General features: G+C 65.5%; 23 protein-coding genes and 1 tRNA gene. 16 read left to right on the top strand and 8 right to left on the bottom strand.

Annotation, left to right across the window (positions count from 1 at the left end; translation table 11 throughout):
* Positions 1–6: 6 nt before the first annotated feature.
* Entirely contained in the window at positions 7–1719 is a 1713-nt protein-coding gene (locus tag ACIGJB_RS03845; protein ID WP_483731476.1) for a long-chain fatty acid--CoA ligase, read from the bottom strand.
* Positions 1720–1917: 198 nt separating this feature from the next.
* On the opposite strand from ACIGJB_RS03845, the gene trxA reads away from it, so the two are divergent.
* Together trxA and ACIGJB_RS03835 are read left to right on the top strand one after the other, a co-directional pair.
* Positions 1918–2763, top strand: coding sequence for a thioredoxin (trxA, locus tag ACIGJB_RS03840; RefSeq protein WP_483731475.1), 846 nt, complete (start codon positions 1918–1920; stop codon positions 2761–2763).
* A 70-nt stretch (positions 2764–2833) separates the two neighbouring features.
* Positions 2834–3217, top strand: a complete 384-nt coding sequence (locus ACIGJB_RS03835; protein WP_483731474.1) for a cupin domain-containing protein — start codon at positions 2834–2836, stop codon at positions 3215–3217.
* Between the two features lie 2 nt (positions 3218–3219).
* Here the strand turns inward: ACIGJB_RS03835 and ACIGJB_RS03830 are convergent, their stop codons facing one another.
* Positions 3220–3663 (bottom strand): bacteriohemerythrin, encoded by a 444-nt coding sequence (locus ACIGJB_RS03830; RefSeq protein ID WP_483731473.1) that lies wholly within the window; start codon positions 3661–3663, stop codon positions 3220–3222.
* A gap of 155 nt (positions 3664–3818) precedes the next feature.
* Between ACIGJB_RS03830 and ACIGJB_RS03825 the strand changes: the two genes are divergently transcribed.
* Positions 3819–4397 carry a P-loop nucleotide/nucleoside kinase family protein gene (locus ACIGJB_RS03825; RefSeq protein ID WP_483731472.1) on the top strand — a complete coding sequence of 193 codons (579 nt, stop codon included), beginning with the start codon at positions 3819–3821 and terminating at the stop codon, positions 4395–4397.
* Here the strand turns inward: ACIGJB_RS03825 and tcdA are convergent.
* Positions 4394–5263, bottom strand: coding sequence for a tRNA cyclic N6-threonylcarbamoyladenosine(37) synthase TcdA (gene tcdA, locus ACIGJB_RS03820; RefSeq protein ID WP_483731471.1), 870 nt, complete (start codon positions 5261–5263; stop codon positions 4394–4396). The genes ACIGJB_RS03825 and tcdA overlap by 4 nt on opposite strands.
* A 178-nt stretch (positions 5264–5441) precedes the next feature.
* On the opposite strand from tcdA, the gene ACIGJB_RS03815 reads away from it, so the two are divergent.
* The 5 genes from ACIGJB_RS03815 to ACIGJB_RS03795 all read left to right on the top strand — a co-directional run bounded on the left by ACIGJB_RS03815 (position 5442) and on the right by ACIGJB_RS03795 (position 12479).
* A complete protein-coding gene (locus ACIGJB_RS03815) occupies positions 5442–7796 on the top strand; it encodes an AsmA family protein (RefSeq protein WP_483731470.1) in 2355 nt (784 codons plus the stop codon).
* Positions 7797–8045: 249 nt separating this feature from the next.
* Complete coding sequence (locus ACIGJB_RS03810) at positions 8046–9251, top strand: MFS transporter (RefSeq protein ID WP_483732251.1); 1206 nt, start codon at positions 8046–8048, stop codon at positions 9249–9251.
* 84 nt (positions 9252–9335) lie between these two features.
* Complete coding sequence (gene pdxH / locus ACIGJB_RS03805; protein WP_483731469.1) at positions 9336–9974, top strand: pyridoxamine 5'-phosphate oxidase; 639 nt, start codon at positions 9336–9338, stop codon at positions 9972–9974.
* Between the two features lie 211 nt (positions 9975–10185).
* A complete protein-coding gene (locus ACIGJB_RS03800; protein ID WP_483731468.1) occupies positions 10186–11421 on the top strand; it encodes a class I SAM-dependent methyltransferase in 1236 nt (411 codons plus the stop codon).
* Positions 11418–12479: a DUF72 domain-containing protein gene (locus ACIGJB_RS03795; RefSeq protein WP_483731467.1), complete on the top strand. Its 1062-nt coding sequence runs from the start codon at positions 11418–11420 to the stop codon at positions 12477–12479. Before ACIGJB_RS03800 ends, ACIGJB_RS03795 begins: the two co-directional genes overlap by 4 nt.
* Positions 12480–12497: 18 nt before the next feature.
* Here ACIGJB_RS03795 and msrA read toward each other — a convergent pair whose 3' ends face one another.
* Positions 12498–13040: a peptide-methionine (S)-S-oxide reductase MsrA gene (gene msrA / locus ACIGJB_RS03790; protein ID WP_483731466.1), complete on the bottom strand. Its 543-nt coding sequence runs from the start codon at positions 13038–13040 to the stop codon at positions 12498–12500.
* Between the two features lie 332 nt (positions 13041–13372).
* Here msrA and ACIGJB_RS03785 point away from each other — a divergent pair, with 332 nt between their 5' ends.
* Entirely contained in the window at positions 13373–13933 is a 561-nt protein-coding gene (locus ACIGJB_RS03785) for a flavin reductase family protein (RefSeq protein WP_483732250.1), read from the top strand.
* Positions 13934–13963: 30 nt separating this feature from the next.
* Here the strand turns inward: ACIGJB_RS03785 and ACIGJB_RS03780 are convergent, their stop codons facing one another.
* Positions 13964–14452 carry an Lrp/AsnC family transcriptional regulator gene (locus ACIGJB_RS03780; RefSeq protein WP_483731465.1) on the bottom strand — a complete coding sequence of 163 codons (489 nt, stop codon included), beginning with the start codon at positions 14450–14452 and terminating at the stop codon, positions 13964–13966.
* A 154-nt stretch (positions 14453–14606) separates the two neighbouring features.
* Here ACIGJB_RS03780 and kynB point away from each other — a divergent pair, with 154 nt between their 5' ends.
* From kynB to kynA, 3 genes are read left to right on the top strand one after another with little or no spacing between them, the layout of a single operon-like run.
* Positions 14607–15266 (top strand): arylformamidase, encoded by a 660-nt coding sequence (gene kynB / locus ACIGJB_RS03775; RefSeq protein ID WP_483731464.1) that lies wholly within the window; start codon positions 14607–14609, stop codon positions 15264–15266.
* 34 nt (positions 15267–15300) lie between these two features.
* Complete coding sequence (gene kynU, locus ACIGJB_RS03770; RefSeq protein WP_483731463.1) at positions 15301–16557, top strand: kynureninase; 1257 nt, start codon at positions 15301–15303, stop codon at positions 16555–16557.
* 14 nt (positions 16558–16571) lie between these two features.
* Positions 16572–17456 carry a tryptophan 2,3-dioxygenase gene (gene kynA / locus ACIGJB_RS03765; protein ID WP_483731462.1) on the top strand — a complete coding sequence of 295 codons (885 nt, stop codon included), beginning with the start codon at positions 16572–16574 and terminating at the stop codon, positions 17454–17456.
* 20 nt (positions 17457–17476) lie between these two features.
* Here kynA and ACIGJB_RS03760 read toward each other — a convergent pair whose 3' ends face one another.
* On the bottom strand, positions 17477–18289 hold the full coding sequence (locus ACIGJB_RS03760) for an IclR family transcriptional regulator (RefSeq protein WP_483731461.1): 813 nt from the start codon (positions 18287–18289) through the stop codon (positions 17477–17479).
* A gap of 217 nt (positions 18290–18506) precedes the next feature.
* Here ACIGJB_RS03760 and ACIGJB_RS03755 point away from each other — a divergent pair, with 217 nt between their 5' ends.
* The gene (locus ACIGJB_RS03755) at positions 18507–19700 is read left to right on the top strand and encodes an acyl-CoA dehydrogenase (RefSeq protein ID WP_483731460.1); all 1194 of its coding nucleotides are present in this window, start codon (positions 18507–18509) and stop codon (positions 19698–19700) included.
* Between the two features lie 150 nt (positions 19701–19850).
* On the opposite strand, the gene ACIGJB_RS03750 is transcribed toward ACIGJB_RS03755, so the two are convergent.
* On the bottom strand, positions 19851–20489 hold the full coding sequence (locus tag ACIGJB_RS03750; protein WP_483731459.1) for a peroxiredoxin: 639 nt from the start codon (positions 20487–20489) through the stop codon (positions 19851–19853).
* A 232-nt stretch (positions 20490–20721) separates the two neighbouring features.
* On the opposite strand from ACIGJB_RS03750, the gene ACIGJB_RS03745 reads away from it, so the two are divergent.
* The 3 genes from ACIGJB_RS03745 (at position 20722) to ACIGJB_RS03735 (ending at position 22082) form a co-directional block, all read left to right on the top strand.
* The gene (locus ACIGJB_RS03745; RefSeq protein WP_483731458.1) at positions 20722–21048 is read left to right on the top strand and encodes an ElaB/YgaM/YqjD family protein; all 327 of its coding nucleotides are present in this window, start codon (positions 20722–20724) and stop codon (positions 21046–21048) included.
* Between the two features lie 171 nt (positions 21049–21219).
* A complete protein-coding gene (locus tag ACIGJB_RS03740) occupies positions 21220–21600 on the top strand; it encodes a phage holin family protein (protein WP_483731457.1) in 381 nt (126 codons plus the stop codon).
* Positions 21597–22082 carry a DUF3318 domain-containing protein gene (locus tag ACIGJB_RS03735; RefSeq protein WP_483731456.1) on the top strand — a complete coding sequence of 162 codons (486 nt, stop codon included), beginning with the start codon at positions 21597–21599 and terminating at the stop codon, positions 22080–22082. The genes ACIGJB_RS03740 and ACIGJB_RS03735 overlap by 4 nt, the downstream gene beginning before the upstream one ends.
* Before the next feature lie 108 nt (positions 22083–22190).
* Here ACIGJB_RS03735 and ACIGJB_RS03730 read toward each other — a convergent pair.
* A tRNA-Lys gene (locus ACIGJB_RS03730) sits at positions 22191–22266 on the bottom strand.
* Positions 22267–22307 lie beyond the last annotated feature (41 nt).

The raw sequence follows: 22307 nt of genomic DNA, 5'->3' as shown, positions 1-22307 counted from the left end.
GCCGTCTCAGGCGGCCGGCTTCTGCGCGCCCGCCTCGCGCGCGTTCTCGGCTTCCTGCAACTGGCGCCACATCACCTTGCCCGTGCCGGACTTCGGCAAGGCATCGACGAACTCGACCACGCGCGGGTACTTGTAGGCCGCCATGTTTTCCTTGGCCCACTCGACGATTTCCTCGGCCGTGGTCTTGCCTTTGGCCTGCGCGCGCAGCACGACCACGGCCTTCACGGTCTCGCCGCGATACGCGTCGCGCGTGCCGATGATGCAGGCCTCCTGCACCGCCGGATGCTTGTATAGCAGGTTTTCCACCTCGGCCGGCCAGACCTTGAAGCCGGAGGCATTGATCATGCGCTTGAGGCGGTCGGTGATGAAGTAGTAGCCCTCTTCATCCATGCGCCCGAGGTCGCCGGTGCGGAAGAAGGTCCTGCCGTCGAACTGGATGAAGGCGTCGCGCGTGGCGTCTTCCTTGCCCCAGTAGCCCTTGAACACCTGCGGGCCCGACACGATGATCTCGCCGACTTCGTTGGGCGGCAGTTCCTCGAGCGTGACCGGATCGACGATGCGCGCGTCGGTATTGAAGGTCGGCACGCCCAGGCATTGCAGCTTGGGGCGATCCGCCGGATTGCTGTGCGTCGGCGCCATGGTCTCCGACAGGCCATAACCTTCCAGGTAGTTCAGCCCGAACTGGTCGCGCAGCCGCTCGGCAATGGCCTGCGGCATGGCCGCGCCGCCACCGCCGATGTAGCGCAGGCTGGACAGGTCGAACTCCGGCAGGTTGGGGCTGGCCAGGAAGTCGATCACCATGGTCGGGATGTTGGTCCAGTGCGTGACCTGGTAGCGCGAGATCAGGCGCCCGGCCACCTCGCGGTCCCAGCGCGGCAGCATCACGACCGTGGCGCCGCTGTAGATCGGGCCGTTCATGCCGTACTGCATGCCCGTCACGTGGAACAGCGGCAGCACTGACAGGATCACCGATTCCGCGCCGCTGCCCGACCACGTCGAGCCGCCGATGATGTTGTGCATGACCGAACGGTGCGTGTGGATGCAGCCCTTCGGGAAGCCGGTGGTGCCGGAGGTATAGGGCATCACCGCCATGTCGTCGGGGCCGGCCGTATGCGGCCCCGGCTGCAAGCCTGCACCAAGCGCTTCGGCCCACGCCGTGGCGCCGGCCGGCAGCGGATGCTGCGTCGTCAGCCAGGCGGCCGGGGCGTCTTCGGGATGCTCGTGGGTGGCCGGCAAGGCGTCTGAATACTGCGTCACCAGCAAGTGCTGCAGTCGATCGGCCGGCGCCAGTTCGGACAGCGCCTGCTCGACGCCGGCGCCCAGGTCGGCAGTGCAGATGGCCACGCGTGCACCGGCATCCGTGACGTAGTGCTTGAACTCTTCGGCCCGGTTCATCGGGTTGACCGGCACCACCACGGCGTCCGCGCGCAGGATCGCGTAGTAGCTGATGAGGAACTGCGGGCAGTTCTGCATGTACAGCAGCACGCGGTCGCCCTTCTTCACGCCGGCCTTCTGCTGCAGCCAGCCCGCCAGCGCGGTGGCCTGCGCTTCCAGCTCGCGAAACGTGACGGCCTTGCCGAAGTAGCGAATGGCCGCCTTGTCCGCATAGCGGCGTGCGGAAACCTCCAGGTTGTACCAGAGCGACGTCTCCGGCAGCACGATCGCGGTGGGCACGCGCTTGGGCCAGAACTGGAAATGCGGGCGAGCAAGGTTCTGCATCGAAGAGTCTCCTGGACGGTCTTTGACGACCTGTTTGTAAGGGTGTCATCGACTATAACCGAACGATCGTTCTATTTTCAATCGATGGCTTTCCCGAATCCCGCCCTCTGAGAACGGGCAGTGCGGTTGCATTTGGCGCCCTTGCCCTCACAATTGCGGTATTACAGAACTCCACGCCTGCCCGACAGGCCTGCTGCCATGAGCGACGTCACCTTGCAGAATTTTGAACCGGAAGTGATTGAGGCCTCGCGCCACGCGCCGGTTCTCGTGGACTTCTGGGCGCCGTGGTGCGGCCCCTGCCGCACGCTCGGTCCGATGCTGGAAAAGCTCGAAGCGGAAGCCGACGGCCAGTGGAAGCTGGTCAAGGTGAATGTGGACGAAAATCAGGAACTGGCGGGCCACTTCGGCGTGCGCAGCATTCCACACGTGGTGGCCTTCGCCGACGGGCAGGCGGTCGATCAGTTCACCGGCGTGCTGCCGGAGTCGGGCCTGCGCGAGTTCCTGTCGCGCCTCACGCCGAACCCCGCGCTACTGGCACTGGACGAGGCCCGGAACCTGGCCGCGGCTGGCGACCGACAGGCTGCCGTCGATGCCTTCCAGGCGGCGCTGGCGCTGGACCCTGGTTCCGATGCGGCGCGCTTCGCATATATCAGCTTCCTGCTCGACGGCAATGCGCTTGCCGAGGCGGAAGCCGAATTCGGCAAGTTGTCCGCGCAAGCTGCGCAGGACGACGCCTACACCGCCCTGCGCACGCGCGTGGAGGCCATGAAGGGCGTGGCCGACCTGCCCGACGAGCAGACCTTGACGAACCGCGTCGCGGCCGACCCGCATGACCTTTCCGGCCGCCTTGACCTGGCACGGCTGCTGATCGCGCGGCAGCAGTACGAACCGGCGCTGGAGCAGTTGCTGGCCATCGTGCGCGCGGACCGCGGCTTCGAGGACGACATCGGCCGCAAGACCATGCTCTCGGTGTTCGACATGCTCGCCGACCAGCCCGAGGTGGTGTCGCGCTGGCGCCGGCAACTGAGCACCTCGCTCAACTGACGGCCCCTGGACTGCATGGCGCGGTAAACTGGCGGCCCTGATTTCCGGCATTGCGCCCGCCAAACCCGCCATGACTGCATCCGTGCGCCTGATCGATTTCCAAGCCGCCGCGCCCGCGCCTAGCCACGACCGCCCTCGCCCTGACCGCCTGGTCGCGGGCAACCCCGACCGCACCACCTGGACGCACTACAGCGCCCGGCATGGCGATTTCGATTGCGGCATGTGGGCGTGCGAGCCGGGGTCCTGGCGCATTGCCTTCCCGGCCGGCAAGGAGGAATTCTTCCACGTGATCAGCGGGCGCATTCGCATCAGCGACGACGCCGGCGCGGCCAGCGAGTTCGGCCCGGGCGATGCCTGCGTGATTCCGGCCGGCTTCACCGGCCTGTTCGAAGTGCTGGAACCGGTGCGCAAGTATTTCGTCGTGATCGACCGCGAGGCGGCGCACTCCGCCTGAATTCAGGCCGGCTGGCCGGCCGGTGCCTCGATCAGCGTGAAGCCGTTTTCGCGCATGTGCTCGACCATCATGCTGTCCATCGACTTGACGTGGTGGTCGAACCAGCCGGACAGCTCGGCCACCAGGCGGCGGCCAAGATCCAGTTCCCCGTCGCTGACGACTTTGTCGCGCACGGCCTGGGCCACGGCGAGTACCTGCTTGTGCTCGCCGGCATGGCAATGCCGCGGGCCGAAGTCCATGGCCTCCATCCAGGTTTCTTCCTGGGCGAAATGATGCCGCGTGTGCTCGATCCATTCGTCCATGGCGGGCAGGAAACCGGCGTCGTCCGCGCGCGCGGCGGCATCCAGCAGCTGCACGAATTCTGCATGGGTGGCATCGGTGACGGGTTCGCCCAGCATCAGGTGGGCAGGCAGGCCGTCTGTGGAGAGCTGGTCTTTGGAATCCATGGATGGGGCTGGCGCGAGGCGGCGCGAAAAGAAACGGAAAGGATACCGAATTCAGTTCCGAGGCATCTGATATTGCGCAAATCCTCCCGGAACGCGCGAGAGGTTATGCTTCCCGTTGCGCCGCCCCCGCGGCCCTCCGAGCCAAGACTTCCCAGATGCCACGACTGATCTTTTTCTGCGGCCATGCCGGCACCGGCAAGACCACCCTGGCGCATCGCCTGATCGGCCCGCTGATGCAGGCCACCGGCGAGCCGTTCTGCCTGCTCGACAAGGACACGCTGTACGGCCGCTACAGCGCAGCGGCCATGGCCGCCATTACCGGCGACCCGAATGACAGGGACAGCCCGGCTTACCTGGAAAACCTGCGCGACCCCGAATACCAGGGGCTGCTCGACACCGCGCGCGAAAACCTGGCCCTTGGCATCAGCGTGCTGGTGATCGGCCCGTTGTCGCGCGAGGTGAAAGCCCACCAGCTTCATGATCCGGCCTGGCTAAAGGTCCCGGCCGGAACCGACGTCCACATCGTGTGGGTCCACCTGCCGGAAGACGAGGCGCACGACCGCATCGTCCAGCGTGGCAATCCCAATGACGCCTACAAGCTGGCGCACTGGGACGCGTACCGCACGCGCCGCTTTATGCCCGTGCCGGCGGAATACCCCGAACTCGTCTACTTCAACAACCTCGCGCCCGGCGAGGCGGAAATGGACGCACTGCTGCGCGCATTGAGCGCTTAGACGTCGCCTTTGGCGATAGCGCCGATCACGGCCGACGCCGCCACGAAGCCGAACACCGCGGTCACGGCCACCGAGGAGCCAAAACCCGCGCAGGCCAGCCCCTGCGGGCCCGATGCCGGCGCCACGGCCGCTACGGGTGGAGCTTCGTCGATCTCGCACGCCTGCTGCTCGGGTTCCGGATATTGCAGCGGCTCGTCCGAATAGACCGCGGCAATGCCGAACTTCTTCTTCGGGTCGCGTGGAAAGCCCCCGTCCCTGCGCAGGTTCTGGCGCACCTTGGCCAGCAGCGGATCCTGGATCGTGCGGGCGAGGTCGTCGATGCGCACGCGCGTCGGGTCGAACTGGCCACCCGCGCCGCCGCAGGTGATGACGGGCACGCCCTCGCCGCGCGCCCAGCCCAGCATGGCGGTCTTGACGCGCACGGCGTCGATGGCGTCGATCACGTAGTCATGGCCGCTGAGCAGCCCGGCGACGTTGTCCGGTGTGACGAAGTCATCGACCTGCGTGACGCGGCAGCGCGGATTGATAGCCAGGATGCGTTCGGCCATGGCCTCGACCTTGGCGCGCCCGTAGGCATCGCCCAGCGCGTGGATCTGCCGGTTGGTATTGGACAGCGCGATATGGTCCAGGTCGATCAGCGTGATGCGTCCGACCGCATTGCGCGCCAGCGCTTCGGCGGCCCAGCTGCCGACGCCGCCGATGCCCACCACGCAGACGCTGGCGGCTTCCAGCCGCGCCAGACCGGCAGCGCCGTAGAGCCGGGCCACGCCACCGAAGCGCCGGTGGTAATCGTCATCGGCCGGGCTTTCGTGGATCAGCGGCTCGGGCAATTCGGGCTGGCGGGAGGGGGAGACAGCGTCGTTCATGCTGGCAGTCAGTGCGGGGAAAGTGGGTGGAAAAGCATGCGGACATGGCATGGCGCGCACGCCACCGTGTCAGCCATCCCCCGACAGGTAAGCGAAGCGCGCAACTATACAATAGACGTAGTGGCCCGTCCGCCGCATAGGTTGCCGTTGCCGGGCGCCCTCCCACAGGAGACTACCCATGCCGGTCCGCCGCAAGGTCATTCTCTGGGCAGCGCTGACGCCGATCCTGCTGATTGCCCTGCTGCTCGTCGTGATCCTGACCTTCGACTGGAATCGCTTCAAGCCCTGGCTGAACGAGCGGGTCTCGGACGCCATCGGTCGCCCGTTCGCGATCAACGGCGACCTCACCGTCACCTGGCGTTCGGCCGAAGGCGAGACCGGCTGGCATACGTTTGTCCCGTGGCCCCGGCTGTCGGCGCGCGACATCACCGTCGGCAACCCGGACTGGACGCAGTCGCCGAACATCGCGACCGTACGCGAGCTGATCTTTGTGCTGCGCCCATTGCCGCTGCTGTCCCACGAGATCGCGGTGCCGACCATCGTCATCGACAGCCCGGCGGTATGGCTCGAACGGCTGGCCGACAACCGCAACAACTGGACCTTTGATACCGGCCCCAAGAAAAAACCTTCTTCCTGGCACCTCGATATCGGCGAAGTGGTGCTCTCGCGCGGCAACCTGGCGCTGTCCGACCAGGCGCAGAAAATCGACTTGCAGGCGACGGTCGACACCATTGGCAATGAAGCGGTGTACGACAAGGCGCGCGACGGCGATCTGGTGGTACCGAGTGCCTCCGCGCCGGCCAGCAGACCTGCACCATCGGCCGCAAGCGTCCCTTCCGCGTCCGGTCCACCGGCCAATGCCGTAGCCGGCAACCAGCGCTATGGCCTGCGCTGGAAGGCCACCGGCCGCTACAACGAAGCGACCATCAATGCCAGCGGGAAAGCCGGCAATGTGCTGAGCCTGCGCAATATCAACGTACCGTTCCCGCTGCTGGCCGATGTGCGGGTCGGCGCGACCCGGGCTGTCATTGAAGGCACGCTGACCGACCCGGCGCACCTCGCCGCGCTGGATGTCCACCTGCAGTTGCAGGGCGACAGCATGGCCAAGCTGTACGCGCTGACAGGCATCGTGCTCCCGTCCACGCCGCCGTACGAAACGCGCGGCCGCCTGGTGGGGACGATCCACAAGGGTGCCTCGGTCTATGAATACCGCGGCTTTACCGGCCGCGTGGGCGGCAGCGACCTGAGCGGCACGCTGACCTACACGCAACGCGCGCCGCGACCGCTGCTGGAGGGCAAGCTGGTCTCCAACGAACTGCGCTTCGTCGACCTGGCGCCGCTGATCGGCGCCAATGCGAAGCCGGGCAAACCGGCGCCCGACAGCAATGTGCGGCAGCCAGCCGACAAGGCACTGCCGGTGGCGCCGTTCCGCACCGAGCGCTGGGACGCCATCGATGCCGATGTGCACTTCACCGGCAAGCGCATCATCCGCGATGAACGTCTGCCGATCACCGACCTGGTGACGCACGTGAAGCTCACGGATGCCGTGCTGCTGCTCGACCCGCTCAACTTCGGCGTCGCCGGCGGCAACCTCGTGTCCACCATCCAGCTCGACGGCAAGCGCGAGCCAATGGGCGCGAAGATCGACATGCGCGCGCGTCACCTCAAGCTCAAGCAGCTGTTCCCGACGGTGCAGTCGATGCGCGCCAGCATCGGCGAGATGAACGGCAGCGCCAAGCTGTCGGCAGCCGGGAATTCGGTGGGTGCGCTGCTGGGGTCGTCCAATGGCGAGGCCAAGGTGCTGGTGGAAAACGGCACGGTAAGCAAGTTCCTGCTGGAAGCGATGGGTCTGAACGTGGGGAGCGTCATCATCTCGAAGCTGTTCGGCGACAAACCCGTGCAGATCAACTGCGGCGTGGGCGATTTCGCCTTCACCAACGGCATCGCACGCGCGCGCACGTTCACGCTCGATACGCAGGACGCCGAAATCAATGCCGTCGGCGCCATCGACCTGAACAGTGAAAAGCTGGCGATGACGATCCACCCTGACTCTAAGGGTATGCGGATCTTCTCGCTGCGCTCGCCGCTCTATGTCGGCGGTACGCTGAAGAAGCCGCGCGTCAGTCCGGATATCGGCATACTCGCGCTGCGGGCCGGCGGTGCGCTGGCCCTGGCGCTCGCGGCACCCGTGGCCACAGCGGTGGTGCCATTGGTGGACTTGTCGTCCTCGAAGGAAAACCAGTGCGGCCGGCTGCTGGCGGAACTGCACGATCGACCGACCGCGCCGCCGCCGGGCAAGACCTACCGCGACCCGAAGGCCCCCAACGCGGCCAGTGCCGTAGCCGCCGAACTGCGCAAGCCGGGGCAGCCAGACAGCGCGAAGGCGCAAGCCAAGCAGGCTGAGCAGGCCCAGTCGGCTACCACCCCGCCGGCCCGGCAAGCCGCCGACGGCGCTCGGCCACCGGCGCGGCAGCCTGCGGCGGCGCCGGTCAACCGGCCCGCCAACGACACCGAGCTCTACAAGGGCGGTTGACACCCTCGGCCGTCATCGCTGCAAATTCACAACACTCCTGGCGTGAATTTTCGGTACAGGCCGATTCTGCGTTGTGCCACGCCCACAGCGGGCGCATAATTAAACGGCCATTTACAAGATGTATCAAACAAATGGCACACTCCGGGTGCCAGCAACGGTGCTCTTCCGAAGGTGCGGCCCATGGCCGCCCTTGTTTTTTTGTTGCTCGCTGCAACCGGCAACAAAAAGCCGAATTCGCCGCTCGCCCCCATGACGCTGCCCCATGCCGCCGTCCCGCCGATCAGCTGGCTGATCGCACTGACGGTGTGCAACCACGTGGCGTTCAATGCCAGCCGCGTGGTGGTATCCCTGTTTGCCATTTCGCTGAAGGCGTCGACCGTGACGCTGGGCTTGCTGATGTCGCTCTACGCGCTGCTGCCCATGCTGCTCGCGATCCGCGCCGGCAAGCGCATTGACGAGATCGGTCCGCGCAAGCCGATGATGGCGGGATCGCTGATGGTCGTGGCGGGCACGCTGCTGCCGGCGGTATGGCAGGAGATTGCCGCGCTCTACGTTTCCTGCGCGCTGATCGGCGTGGGTTTCATGCTCGTCCAGGTCGCGATGCAATTGCTGATCGGCCAGGTTTCCACCAACGACACGCGCCTGCGCAACTACACGCTGCACGCGCTCGGCATGTCGGTGTCGGGCACGCTGGGGCCGGTGGTGATGGGCTACGTGATCGAGCATGCGGGCTTCCGGCCCGCGTTCCTGGTGCTGGTCGCGGTCGCGCTGGCCGGGCAAGCCGGACTGCAATGGGTGCGCCCGCGCCTGCCCGCGCAGGGCGGCAACGCGGGGCGCATCGCGATCGAAGACGGCAGCCGCCGCTCCACGCTGGACCTGCTGCAGCACCCCGAACTTCGCGCCGTCTTTGTCGCCAGTGCGGTCCTGTCGGCCGCCTGGGACCTGCACGCGTTCCTGATTCCGATCCAGGGCTCGCGCATCGGCCTGTCGCCATCGTCGATCGGCTGGGTGCTCGGCGCATTTGCCATCGCCACGTTCGCGATTCGCGTGGCCATGCCGATGATGTCGCGCCGCCTGTCGGAGTGGAAGATCATCCGTATCGCGCTGATGGTGGGCGCATCGGCCTACCTGGTCTATCCGTTCGTCGCCCATTTCTGGATGATGTGCGGCCTGGCCTTCATCCTGGGCCTGGCGCTGGGCAGTGCCCAGCCCAATGTCATGAACATCCTTCACACCGCCTCGCCCAGCGGCCGTGCCGGCGAGGCGCTGGGACTGCGCTCGGCGGTCCTCAACACCAGCCAGGTGGTATGGCCGCTCACGTTCGGCGTGGTCGGCACGGCGCTGGGCATGCTGCCCATCTTCCTGTCCATGGCGGGCGCCATGGGCATGGCGGGCCTCTATTCACGGCGGCAGTCGCGCGCCGCCCCCGCAGAACTCTCGCCGCCGACGCATTGATTTGCGGGCACACAAATGCGGCTTGCAGGGCATTCGCTATACTCAAATCAACCGGATTTCCGGCTGATTCCAACCGAATGCGACATGACTCAACTCGCTGACCTCCGCCGTACCTATGTCCTGGGCTCCTTGAACGAATCGGAAGTGGCGGCCGACCCGATGGCCCAGTTCAAACGCTGGTTCGACGAGGCCGTGACCGCCAAGCTCCCCGAGCCCAATGCGATGACGCTGGCCACCGTCGGCGCCGACGGCCAGCCTTCGGCACGCATCGTGCTTCTCAAAGGCATGGATGACAAGGGCTTTACCTTCTTTACCAACTACGAGAGCCGCAAAGGGCTGGACCTCGCCGCCAACCCGCGCGCCGCGCTGCTGTTCCATTGGGTGCAACTCGAGCGCCAGGTGCGCGTGGAAGGGCGCGTGGAAAAGGTCGAGGACGATGAGAGCGACGCGTACTACGCCTCGCGCCCGCTGGGCTCGCGGCTTGGCGCCTGGGCCTCCGAGCAAAGCCGGGAGGTGCCTGGACGCGATGTGCTCGAGCAGCGCGAATCCGAGTTCCGCGCCAAGTTTGGCGAGAACCCGCCCCGACCGGCACACTGGGGCGGCTACCGGCTGGTTCCGACGGCACTTGAGTTCTGGCAGGGCCGGCCGTCGCGCTTGCATGACCGCATCGCGTATCGGCTGGACGCCGCGGACGGCTGGAAGATCGTGCGGCTGTCGCCCTGATGGGTGCACAGCACATTTCGACGAATTATCCTAAAGTGGGATAAGCGTCGCTTTGGGAATGTGTCAGGCACCGCGTAGCGCCATGCTCACGCGGCGGCCTTGAACGCGCCCGTTACCGCGACCAGGCAGCGCCGGGCAAAGACTACACTGCTTGTTATCGCCCTGCGCCTTCGTTCCGCAAAGTGTGCCGCAACGACAGGAGGTAACGCGCATGTTCTTCAAGCAAGCCCTAGACAAGCAACTGGACAGCTGGATCGCCGACCTGCGCGAGCACGCCAACCTGCCCGTCAAGCTACGCCTGTGGAATGGCAGCGAATATCCGCTGGGCTGTTACGACAAGCCCGACGTGACGCTGACGGTGCGCGAGGCAGGCGCCCTGCCCCTGCTGCTCACACCGAGCCTGGACAACCTTGGCGAAGCCTATGTCCAGGAGAAGATCGACCTGGACGGCAAGCTCACCGACATCATCGACGTCGGCTACCGGTTCTCGGCGGCGGCCAAGCGGCGCGCCGGCGGCGCGCTGGCCAAGGTGGCGCATCATTTCACGCACACCAAGCAGGAAGACAAGAACGCGATCCAGTACCACTACGACGTGTCCAACGAGTTCTACAGCCAGTGGCTGGACCCGAACATGGTCTATTCCTGTGCGTACTTTGAACACGGGAATGAAGATCTTGCCACGGCGCAGCGCAAGAAGATCGATCACATCCTGACCAAGATCCGGTTGCAACCGGGGCAGACGCTGCTCGATATTGGTTGCGGCTGGGGTGCGCTGGTGCTGCGCGCCGCGCAGAAATTCGGCGCGCAATGCGTCGGCATCACGCTGTCGCAGAACCAGTTCGACCTAGCTACCGCGCGCGTCAAGGCGGCAGGCCTGTGCGACAGGATCGAGATCCGCCTGCAGGACTATCGGGATATCACGGGCACGTTTGACCGCATCACCAGCGTCGGCATGTTCGAGCACGTGGGCAAGAAGAACCTGCCCGCTTATTTCAGTCGCATGCGCGAGTTGCTGGCCGACCACGGCGTCGCCATGAACCACGGCATCACGGTGCCCGATCCCAGCGATGCACCGATGGACGGCTCCGAGTTCATGGACCGCTACGTATTTCCGCAGGGAGAGCTGCCGCATATCGGGCTGGTGCTGAAGACCATGCAGGAAGGCGGCCTGGAAGCATTTGACGTGGAGCTGCTGCGCCGCCATTATGCGCAGACGCTGCGGCATTGGGCCGAGAACTTCGAAGCCCATTCCGGCGCCATCCGCGACATGGTGGGCGAGAAAAAGTATCGTATCTGGCGCGTCTACCTGGCTGGCTGCGCACACGCCTTCGATACGGACCAGATGTCGATCTACCAGGTCGTGTGCCACAAGTCGGGCGAGGCGTCGTCCGCGATTCCGTGGTCGCGCCGCTATATCTATGACCATCCGATTGGCCAGAACGATTGACTGAAGACCTGTTCGGCGAGCTGCTTCCGCCAGTTTCGCCGCCGCCACCGCGTGCCGCCAATGGCGGTGACGCGGGAACCGCAAGCAAGCCCTCCCGCAGCAAATCCGTCCTGCCGGCACGGCTCGATCCCACGGTCGATGCACTGGGAAAACGGCTGCCGTCCAATCTCTATCTCGGCACCTCGTCGTGGTCCTACAACGGCTGGAACGGGCTGGTCTATGACGGCGAGTACAGCGACAGCCTGCTCTCGCGCAAGGGCCTGGCCGCTTACTCGAAACATCCGCTGCTGCGCGCCGCCGGCATCGACCGCGGCTTCTACGGCCCGATCCCGCTGGCGGATTACCTGTCATACGCCGCGCAGGTTCCCGAGTCCTTTCGCTTCCTGGTGAAGGCGCCCGCCAGCGTGTGCGATGCGTGGCTGCGCGGGTCGGACGGTGTGGGACGGCTGGCCAATGCCGCCTTCCTCGACGCCGAAATCGCCGTCCGTGATTTCATCACGCCCGCCACCACCGGATTAGGTGCCAAGTGCGGCCCGCTCTTGTTCCAGCTTTCGCCGCTGGGCAGCCTGGCCAATGACGGCGCGGCTTTCCTCGGACGGCTCGACAGCTTCCTTGGCGCGTTGCCGCGGCTGGATTCCTCCATCACGCCGCATGCCTGCTATGCGATGGAGATGCGCGACCCCGTCCTGCTGACGCCGCGCTACATCAAGCTGCTGCGCCGGCACGGCGTGCGTTTTTGCCTGTCGGCACGCGACCGGCTGCCGCCGGTGCATCGCCAGGCCTCGGCGCAAGCCTTGATGGATGCCGACGCGCCCGGCCCGCTTGTGCTGCGCTGGATGCTCCATGCCGGACGCCCGTACGAAGTGGCTGAATCGATCTATTCACCGTTCAATCGGCTGGTGGATGAAGACCCCGAAACGCGCGAGGCCATCGCCGACCTGGTCGTGCGGACGCTGCGCGCCGGCCAGAGCGCGACCGTCATCATCAGCAACAAGGCGGAGGGCTCGGCGCCTCTGACTTGCCTGCGCCTGGCGGAAGCGATCGCCGAGCGCCTGTGAACGCTGCGGCCGCTAACGCTAGCGGCGCAGCTTGCCCGCGAACCGCTCGCGGAACTTGGCCAGCTTCGGCGAGATGACAAAGGCGCAGTATCCCTGACTCGGATGGTCCCGGAAATAATTCTGGTGGCTCGCTTCGGCACGCCAGTAAGGCTGCTCCGGCTCGATCTGCGTCACGATGGGCGCGTCGAAGGTCTTGTTGGCGACCAGTTCCCGCATGACGTACTCGGCCACGGCACGCTGCGCCTCGGAGTGCGTAAAGATCACTGACCGGTACTGCGGCCCCACGTCGTTGCCCTGCCGGTTGATGGTGGTCGGATCGTGGATGGCGAAGAAGATCTCGATAATCTCGCGGAAGTTGATGACGGCCGGGTCGAAGGTCACCCGAACGACTTCGGCGTGACCGGTATCGCCCTCGCTGACCTGCTGATAGGTCGGATGGCTGACATGCCCGCCGGTATAGCCGGACTCCACGGCGCGCACGCCGTTCACTTGCTGGTACACCGCCTCAAGACACCAGAAACACCCGCCACCAAGCGTCGCCGTCTCCAGTTCGTGTTCCATGTTCGCCGCCCCCCGGGGATCCATGCGTTTTGTCGACTTGACGGTCTTAAGCATAAGCGCAGATAAGGCAAAGCGCCTGCGGCATCCGTGCCGGGCCCGCCGGTATTGCCGCCCGCCCGGCGCAGCGTGTTGCCAAACCCGTTACAATTCTCACGAATTTGCCGACGATAGGGCACATCGTTGCACAACGCGACATCGAAGCGCAGACCCCAAATTCCTTGCCGCCAACGTTGCCTGCCACACCGACACCAGCGCATAGCCGGGCAGATCTTGTTCCTATCGCCGCGACCCCCAACTAATGAATCATCATGACCGCCAGTGGAGCCCTTGCGATGGGCATGCCTGAAGCCCCGCCGCGGGAGACCGGCCAGGCCGCATCGCCGGATTTCGATTCGATGCATTTCCGCCGCACGCTGTCGCAGTTCGCGACCGGCGTGACAGTCATCACGACGCGCGCAAGCGCCGCATCCGTGGCCGCCGGGGCGCCGCCGTTCATCGGCATCACGGCCAGTTCGTTCAATTCCGTGTCGATGGATCCGCCGCTGGTGCTGTGGAGCATGGCCACGCGCGCCAATAGCCTGCCGATGTTCCGCGACGGCTCGCACTACATCGTGAACGTGCTGTCGGCTTCGCAGCTCGACCTGTGCAAACGCTTCTCCACGCTCAAGGGCGACCGCTTCGCGGGCGTTGATTACCGGCTATCGGAGAATGGCCTGCCGATCCTTGGGAATGCCCTCGCGTGGTTCGAATGCCACAATCGCAGCCGCTATGACGAAGGCGACCACATCATTTTCGTCGGCGAAGTCGAGCGTTGCGGGGTGCTCGACAGCCACGAACCGCCGCTGGTGTTCCAGAACGGCACTTTTTCGACCACATCCCCCCTCGAAGACTGACGGCAGCGGCGCCGCCCTGGCGCTGCCCGCTCAGGTTCCCGCCGGATCCGCGGACTTCAGCACGGCCAGCGGCGAACTGTCGGTCTTGATCCGCTGCAGCACGATGTTGGAGCGGATATCCATCACACCGGGCGTGCGGTACAGCCGGTTCACGATGAAATCCGAGTAGTGCTTCAGGTTGCGCGCCTGCACGCGCAGGATGTAGTTGCTGTCGCCGGTGATAATGTAGGCCGACAGCACCTCGGGCCACGCCTGCACGGCCGCGATGAAGGTGTCGTGCCAGCCTTCCACGTCGTGCCGCATCGAGACCTGCACGATCGCTTCAAGCTCGAGCCCCAGCCGCTCGGCATCGAACCAGGCGCGGTAGCCGCCAATCACCCCCGATTCTTCCAGCAAGCGCACGCGCCGCAGGCACGCCGATGGCGACAGCGCCACGCGGTCGGCCAGGTCCTGGTTGCTGATGCGACCGTGCTCCTGAAGGCACTCGAGAATGCGCAGATCGATGGGATCGAGGTTCATTCGAATATTTCAGCGTTAGTCCGCAAATAAATCGAATTTTATGCGAAATCACGCGGATTCTGCCGTGGATTTCGCAAGCCTCTTGCCGGTTTTTTTGACTATCATGCCGTCATCGACGACGACACAGGCACCGCGCAGCGGCAGCCGTGCAGACATGACCAACCGCCCCGCCCCACCCGCCGACCGCCGCGAACTTTGGGACATCAGCCCACCGCTTTCGCCCGCCACGCCCGTCTGGCCGGGCGACACGCCGTTCCAGCAGGAAGCCGCCTGGCAGATGGATAAACACTGCCCGGTGAACGTGGGCCGCATCACGCTGTCCCCACACACCGGCGCGCATGCGGATGCGCCGCTGCACTATGCCGCCGATGGTGCCCCGATCGGCGCCGTAGGGCTGGAGCCCTACCTCGGACGCTGCCGCGTGATTCATTGCGTGGGCGCCACGCCGGTGGTCGCGCCGCACCACGTGGAGCACGCGCTGGACGCCCTGCCGCCACGCGTGCTGCTGCGCACCTATGCGCGCGCCCCGCTTGAACAATGGGACGCCGGCTTCTGTGCCGTCGCGCCGGAAACCATCGCACTACTTGCCGCGCACGGCGTGCAGCTGGTCGGCATCGACACGCCGTCGCTGGACCCGCAGGAATCCAAGACCATGGATGCGCACAATGCCGTGCGCCGCCACGGTCTGGCCATCCTGGAAGGGCTGGTGCTCGATGCCGTCGCCGAAGGCGACTACGAACTGATCGCGCTGCCGCTGCGCTTTGCCGGGCTCGACGCCAGCCCGGTGCGCGCCGTGCTGCGCAGCCTTGACTGAGTACTTTCCCCGCACTCCCTTGCCCCACTCCGACATGACCGCACTCACCCGCGAGCAATGCCTGTTGCTCGACCAGCAAGACCCCCTGCGCGCCTTGCGCGACCAGTTCGCGCTGCCTGACGGCGTGATCTATCTCGATGGCAATTCGCTGGGCGCACGGCCGCGTGCCGCCGCCGCGCGCGCCGCCGAAGTCGTCAGCGAGGAATGGGGCACCGGCCTGATCCGCAGCTGGAACACCGCCGGCTGGTTCGAGCTGCCGCAGCGGCTGGGCAATATGGTGGCGCCGCTGGTCGGCGCCGGCGAGAACGAAGTGGTCGTCACCGACACGACCTCGATCAACCTGTTCAAGGTGCTGGCCGCCGCGCTGCGCGTGCAGGCCGCGCGCGATCCGTCGCGCAAGGTGATCGTGTCCGAAGCCAGCAATTTCCCGACCGACCTGTACATCGCCCAGGGACTGGCCGACCTGCTGCAGGACGGCTATTCCCTGCGAATGGTGAATTCGCCGGCCGAAATCGAAGCGGCCGTCGGCGCCGACACCGCCGTGCTGATGCTCACGCACGTCAACTACAAGACCGGCGAAATGCTCGACATGGCCGCCTTCACCGAGCTGGCCCATGCGCGCGGCGCGGTGACGGTGTGGGACCTGTGCCATTCGGCCGGCGCCGTGCCGGTGGCGCTGAACGCGTCGAAGGCCGACTACGCGATCGGCTGCACATACAAGTACCTCAACGGCGGCCCGGGCTCGCCGGCCTTCGTCTGGGTCGCACCCGCGCTGCGCGATGCCTTCTGGCAGCCGCTGTCGGGCTGGTGGGGCCATGCCGCGCCGTTCGCGATGGACCCGCAGTACCGCCCCGTCGACGGCGTGCGCCGCTTCCTGTGCGGCACGCAGCCGATCACGTCGATGGCCATGGTCGAATGCGGCCTGGACATCTTCGCGCAGACCGATATGTCCGCCCTGCGCACCAAGTCGCTGCAGCTGACCGACCTGTTTATCGCACTGGTGGAAGCGCGCTGCCGCCACCATCCGCTGACGCTGGTCACGCCGCGCGAGCATGCGCGCCGCGGCAGCCAGGTCAGCTTCGAACATCCGGAAGGCTATGCCGTGATGCAGGCGCTGATCGAGCGCGGCGTGATTGGCGACTACCGCGAGCCGCGGATCATCCGCTTCGGCTTCACGCCGCTGTACACGAGCTTTACCGAGGTGTGGGACGCGGTGGAAACGCTGCGCGACGTCCTCGATACCGAAACCTACCGCGATGCGCGCTTCCATGCGCGTGGCGCGGTGACCTGAGAGCGGAGCCAACCATGAGCGAATTCAAGGGATGCCCGATGTCGGGCACCGCAGGGCAGGACGCCCAGGACAAGCAAGGCGACCGATGGCATGGCGCGCAGATGGACTTCGCCAGGGACATGAGCTACGGCGACTATCTCGGCCTGGACCAGATCCTGAGCGCGCAGCATCCGCTCTCGCCGGACCACAACGAGATGCTCTTCATCGTGCAGCACCAGACCACCGAGCTGTGGATGAAGCTGATGCTGCATGAGCTGCGCGCGGCGCGTGCCTCGGTGCGGGAAGACACGCTGCCGCCGGCCTTCAAGATGCTGACGCGCGTGTCGCGCATCATGGACCAGCTGGTGCAGGCCTGGAACGTGCTGGCCACCATGACGCCGCCGGAATACTCGGCGATGCGGCCCTACCTGGGCATGTCGTCAGGGTTCCAGTCGTACCAGTATCGCGAGATCGAATTCATCCTGGGCAACAAGAACGCGGCCATGCTGCGTCCGCATGCGCACCGCGCGGAACACCTGGCGCTGGTGGAGACGGCGCTGAAGACGCCTTCGCTGTACGACGAAGCGATCCGCCTGATGGCACGCCGCGGCTTTGCCATCGACGCCGACTGCGTCGAGCGCGACTGGAGCCAGCCCACGGCCTACAACGCCTCGGTCGAGGCGGCGTGGCTTGAGGTCTACCGCAATCCGAACGCGCACTGGGAACTGTACGAACTCGGCGAGAAGTTTGTCGACCTGGAGGACTCGTTCCGCCAATGGCGCTTCCGCCATGTGACCACGGTCGAGCGCGTGATCGGCTTCAAGCGCGGCACCGGCGGCACCGAAGGCGTGAGCTACCTGCGCAAGATGCTCGACGTGGTGCTGTTCCCGGAACTGTGGAAGCTGCGCACGGACCTCTGAAGCGATCTGCGGACCCCGCCTCAGCCGGCGGGGTCCGACAGCCGCGCCGCCAGCGCCTTCAGTGCGGGCGCCAGGGTCTCGTGGAAGACGGACTCCTCCACCGTCCCGTAGGACGCGCTGCAGCTCAGCATATGCAGCTCCTTCTCTCCCACCGGCCGGAATGCCACCGCACAGGCATGGATGGCCGGATGCCAGTCGCGGAATGATGACGAATAGCCGCGGCGCTCCGCTTCTTCCAGCGCCGCGCGCGTAGGCGTTTCCTGCTGCTTCCACTGCTCGGGAAAGGCCTGGCTGAATTCCGCCAGCACGCGTTCCCGCCGGCCCGCCGGCAGCGCCGACAGATACGCGCGCCCCATCGAACTGGAGACCAGCGAGAGCCGCGATCCCACCCCCAGCCCGAGCATCACGCCCGCATCATTGCGGATCGACTCGAGGTAGATCACTTCCATGCGCTCGCGCTTGCCCAGCGACACCGAGACGCCATACGACTGCGCGAACGCCAGCATGTGCGGACGCGCCAGCGTCACCACGTCCGACGCCGACAGGTAGGCATAGCCCAGCGCCAGCACGCCCGCATCGAGCGCGTACTTGCCCAGGCTTTCGTCATAGCGCAGGTAGCCAAGCTGGACCAGCGTGCCGGCCAGCCGGCTCACCGTAGCCTTGGGAAAGCCGGTGCGGCGAACGAAATCCTGGTTGCCCAGCATGGCCTCGCCGGTGCGGAAACAGCGCAGCAGTTCCAGGCCGCGCGCCAGCGCGGTGACGAAATTGGGATCGCTGTCGCGCGCCGCCGGGGCGGACACAGCGGGCGGGATGTCGGGAGAAAGGCTGCTCAAGGCTGGCTCCTGTTGGAGGTCCGGCGCCACGCGCGACAATCGAACACGCTGGTGTTCCTACCGCTTGCATGGCGAACGCATTGCGATATACTAATTCAACGGAACACAGTTCCGCAATGCGGAACCTAAAAATTCCACCGATTCCCTGGATTACTGCTGAGACTGGCGCGCCACAGCGCCTGGCAGCGGTGCCCCCGCTCTACCGAAGGAGACCTGCATGGCTGCCAACGCCGAATTCCACTGGGCCGATCCCCTGCTGCTGGACCAGCAACTGACCGCCGACGAGCGCATGATCCGCGACGCCGCGGCCTCGTATTGCCAGGACAAGCTGATGCCGCGCGTCCTGCAGTCGTTCCGCAACGAAAAGACCGACGTGGAAATCTTCCGCGAGATGGGCGAACTTGGCCTGCTCGGCCCGACCATCCCCGAGCAATACGGCGGCCCGGGCCTGAACTACGTCAGCTACGGCCTGGTTGCGCGCGAAGTCGAGCGCGTGGATTCGGGCTACCGCTCGATGATGAGCGTGCAGTCGTCGCTGGTGATGGTGCCGATCCATGAATTCGGCAGCGAAGCGCAAAAGCAGAAGTACCTGCCCAAGCTGGCCACCGGCGAATGGATCGGCTGCTTCGGCCTGACCGAGCCGAACCACGGCTCCGACCCGGGCTCGATGGTCACCCGCGCGAAGAAGGTCGATGGTGGCTACGAGCTGACCGGCGCCAAGATGTGGATCACCAACTCGCCGATCGCCGATGTGTTCGTGGTGTGGGCCAAGCTGGCCGGCGAAGACGGCAAGGAAGACATCCGCGGCTTTATCCTGGAAAAGGGCTGGAAGGGCCTGAGCGCCCCGGCCATCCACGGCAAGGTCGGCCTGCGCACGTCGATCACCGGCGAAATCGTGCTGGATCAGGTGTTCGTGCCGGAAGAGAACCTCATGCCGGGCGTGAAGGGCCTGAAGGGTCCGTTCACCTGCCTGAACTCGGCACGCTACGGCATCGCCTGGGGCGCGCTCGGTGCCGCGGAGTTCTGCTGGCACACCGCTCGCCAGTACACGCTGGACCGCAAGCAGTTCGGCCGCCCGCTGGCCCAGACGCAGCTGGTGCAGAAGAAGCTGGCCGACATGCAGACCGAGATCACGCTGGGCCTGCAGGGCTGCCTGCGCCTGGGGCGCATGAAGGACGAAGGCACCGCGGCGGTGGAAATCACCTCGATCATGAAGCGCAACTCGTGCGGCAAGTCGCTCGATATCGCCCGCGTGGCGCGCGACATGCTCGGCGGCAATGGCATCTCGGACGAATTCGGCGTGATCCGACACGTGGTGAACCTGGAAGTGGTCAACACCTACGAAGGCACGCATGACATCCACGCGCTGATCCTGGGCCGTGCCCAGACCGGCCTGCAGGCCTTCTTCTGATCGAAGCCTCACGCCTGCGGACAGGCACTCCGAAATAAAAAAGCCCGGCTGCGAGGCCGGGCGAAACACACTACCAAGGAGACGACGAGGCTGCCCCCGTCGATAAAACACCTGTCCTGAACCCTGGCCCCGCCTCAAGCGGGGCCGCGTTCATTTGTCCGGCTGCGGCGTAAGACGCAGGTAGGGCCGCACGGCCTTGTAGCCCTTCGGGAATTTCTCGCGGATCACCGCCTCGTCCTTCAGCGATGGGACGATCACCACATCATCGCCGTCCTGCCAGTTGCCCGGCGTGGCCACGCTGTGGTTATCCGTGAGTTGCAGCGAATCGATGACGCGCAGGATCTCGTTGAAATTGCGCCCCGTGCTCGCCGGATAAGTGATGATCAGGCGGACTTTCTTTTTCGGGTCGATGATGAACAGCGAGCGCACCGTCAGGGTCTCGTTCGCGTTCGGGTGGATCATGTCGTAAAGCTGGGACACCTTGCGGTCGCCATCGGCCAGGATCGGGAAGTTGACCGTGGTGGATTGCGTCTCGTTGATGTCCTGAATCCATCCTTTATGCGACTCGACACCGTCCACCGACAGTGCAATGGCCTTCACGCCGCGGCGCGCGAATTCGTCCCGGAGCTTTGCGGTCAGGCCCAGTTCCGTGGTGCACACCGGCGTGTAATCCGCCGGATGCGAGAACAGCACCCCCCAGCTTTCGCCGAGCCAGTCATGGAAACGGATGCGGCCTTCACTGGAATCCTGCTCGAAGTCGGGGGCGAGATCGCCCAGGCGCAATGCCATGCTTTGTCTCCTGAAAAAAGCGTGGAACCAGAGTATCCGCATTGCGATCGAACCCAAACGAATATAAAGTCACTACAAAATCACTCCAAGTCATATAGCGCGGTGCCGAGGGCGGGCGCCGCAATGTGACGCGATTTTGCCCTTATTGGCTTCGTGGTCTTGAAACCACGGGTAGCCGCCACATATGCTAAGTAACAGACAACGCGTGCCGTTACTCTCGCAACAAGGCAAAATGTCAGAAACCACACAATCCGAACCAACCGCCCGCAAACAGGAGAAACTGATGAGCGATGTCAAGACCGTTCTGTCCGACGCCGAAGAACTGCTGAAGCAAGCGGCGTCGACCACCGGCGAAAAGGCTGCCGAACTGCGCGAGCGTGGCATGGGCCTGCTGAAGCAAGCCAAGGAAAAAGCCCAGGACCTGCAAGACGCCGTGGTCACCAAGAGCAAGGCCGCCGCACGCGCGACCGATGACTACGTGCACGACCATCCGTGGCGCGCCGTTGGTGCAGCCGCCGGCGTGGGCCTGCTGATCGGTCTGCTGCTGAACCGCAAGTAAGACTGCCTCGGTCGCGGCGCCCTGCGCCTCGACCACACTGGCTTTGCCCGTCATCGCGTGCGGGCATGCCGTTGGCCCGGCCTGGGCACTATGGATTGTGCCTACCGGGCTTTGCACGCTGAAAGGCGCGGCCGGTCCAGTGCCGCCGCGCCGCTTCCTCGCCGGAGCTGCATGAGCGAATCTCCTCCCTCACCCAAGTTGCTGGAGTCCGTGCGCAACCTGTTCGGTTCGCTGGTTGCGATGGTCCAGACGCGCCTGGAACTGGCCAGTGTCGAATTTGCCGAGGAACGCTCCCGGCTGATGAAGGTCGGCCTGCTGGCCTGCTTCGGCCTGGTCTTCTTCGGGATTGCGCTGGTGACCTTCACCGCCCTGATCGCCATCCTGTTCTGGGACACCTACCGCTGGCAGGCCCTGGTCGCGCTGGTGGTCACCTACCTGGTACTGTCCGCAGGCTGCCTGGCCAGCGCCCGCCACCTTGTACGCAGTGCCCCGCCCATGTTCGAGGCCACGCTGGCGGAAATCGACAAAGACCGGGAGACCCTGCGCCGATGACTACTCCGGAATCCGACGCCGGCAAGGCTTCCCGCCGCGAACATCCCCGCCCCGTGCGCTACGCGCGCGAAATACGCCTGCCGCTCGAGGTCCGCAAGGAGCTGCTGCTGACCCGCGCCGAACTCGAGCGCCATGACCTGCTGAAGGCCCTGCACGAGGTCAAAGGCGGGGCCAGGCGCCTTGGCAGCTTCGCCAACTGGCTACCTCGCGCGGTCCGTCCCGGCTCGTGGATGAAGGTGCTGGGCCTGGCTCAGGACTATCCGCTGCTCAGCACGGCCGCCACGCTTGCCCTGCCCCTGCTGCGACGCACGCCGCTGCTGCGCTGGACATGGAAGGCGTCGAAGCTTGGCGTCATCGCCGTCGCGGCCTACTGGGGCTACAAGACATGGCGCCAGGCCAAGAGCCAGGCAGTGGCCCCGCCTGACACCGGTGGCGCAAAGGGGCCAGAGGACACTGGCTTCCGCGACCCGCTCGTACGTTAGTCCGGCCCAGGGCCTGCTGGCCCTGCCGCAATCCGCCGCCGTGTATCCGTACAGCCGGCGCACAAAATAAAAGGGCCTGTGACTTGCGCCACAGGCCCTTCGAAATGCTGGTGGGTCGTGCGTGACTCGAACACGCGACCAACGGATTAAAAGTCCGCTGCTCTACCGACTGAGCTAACGACCCGAAAAAACAGAACCGCGATTATAGTGAGGCGCTTGCTGCTG

The organism is Cupriavidus sp. C2SS-8b, assembly GCF_057073745.1.
The sequence above is the reverse complement of the archived record's forward strand: the minus strand, read 5'-3'. Positions and strand labels throughout refer to the sequence as shown.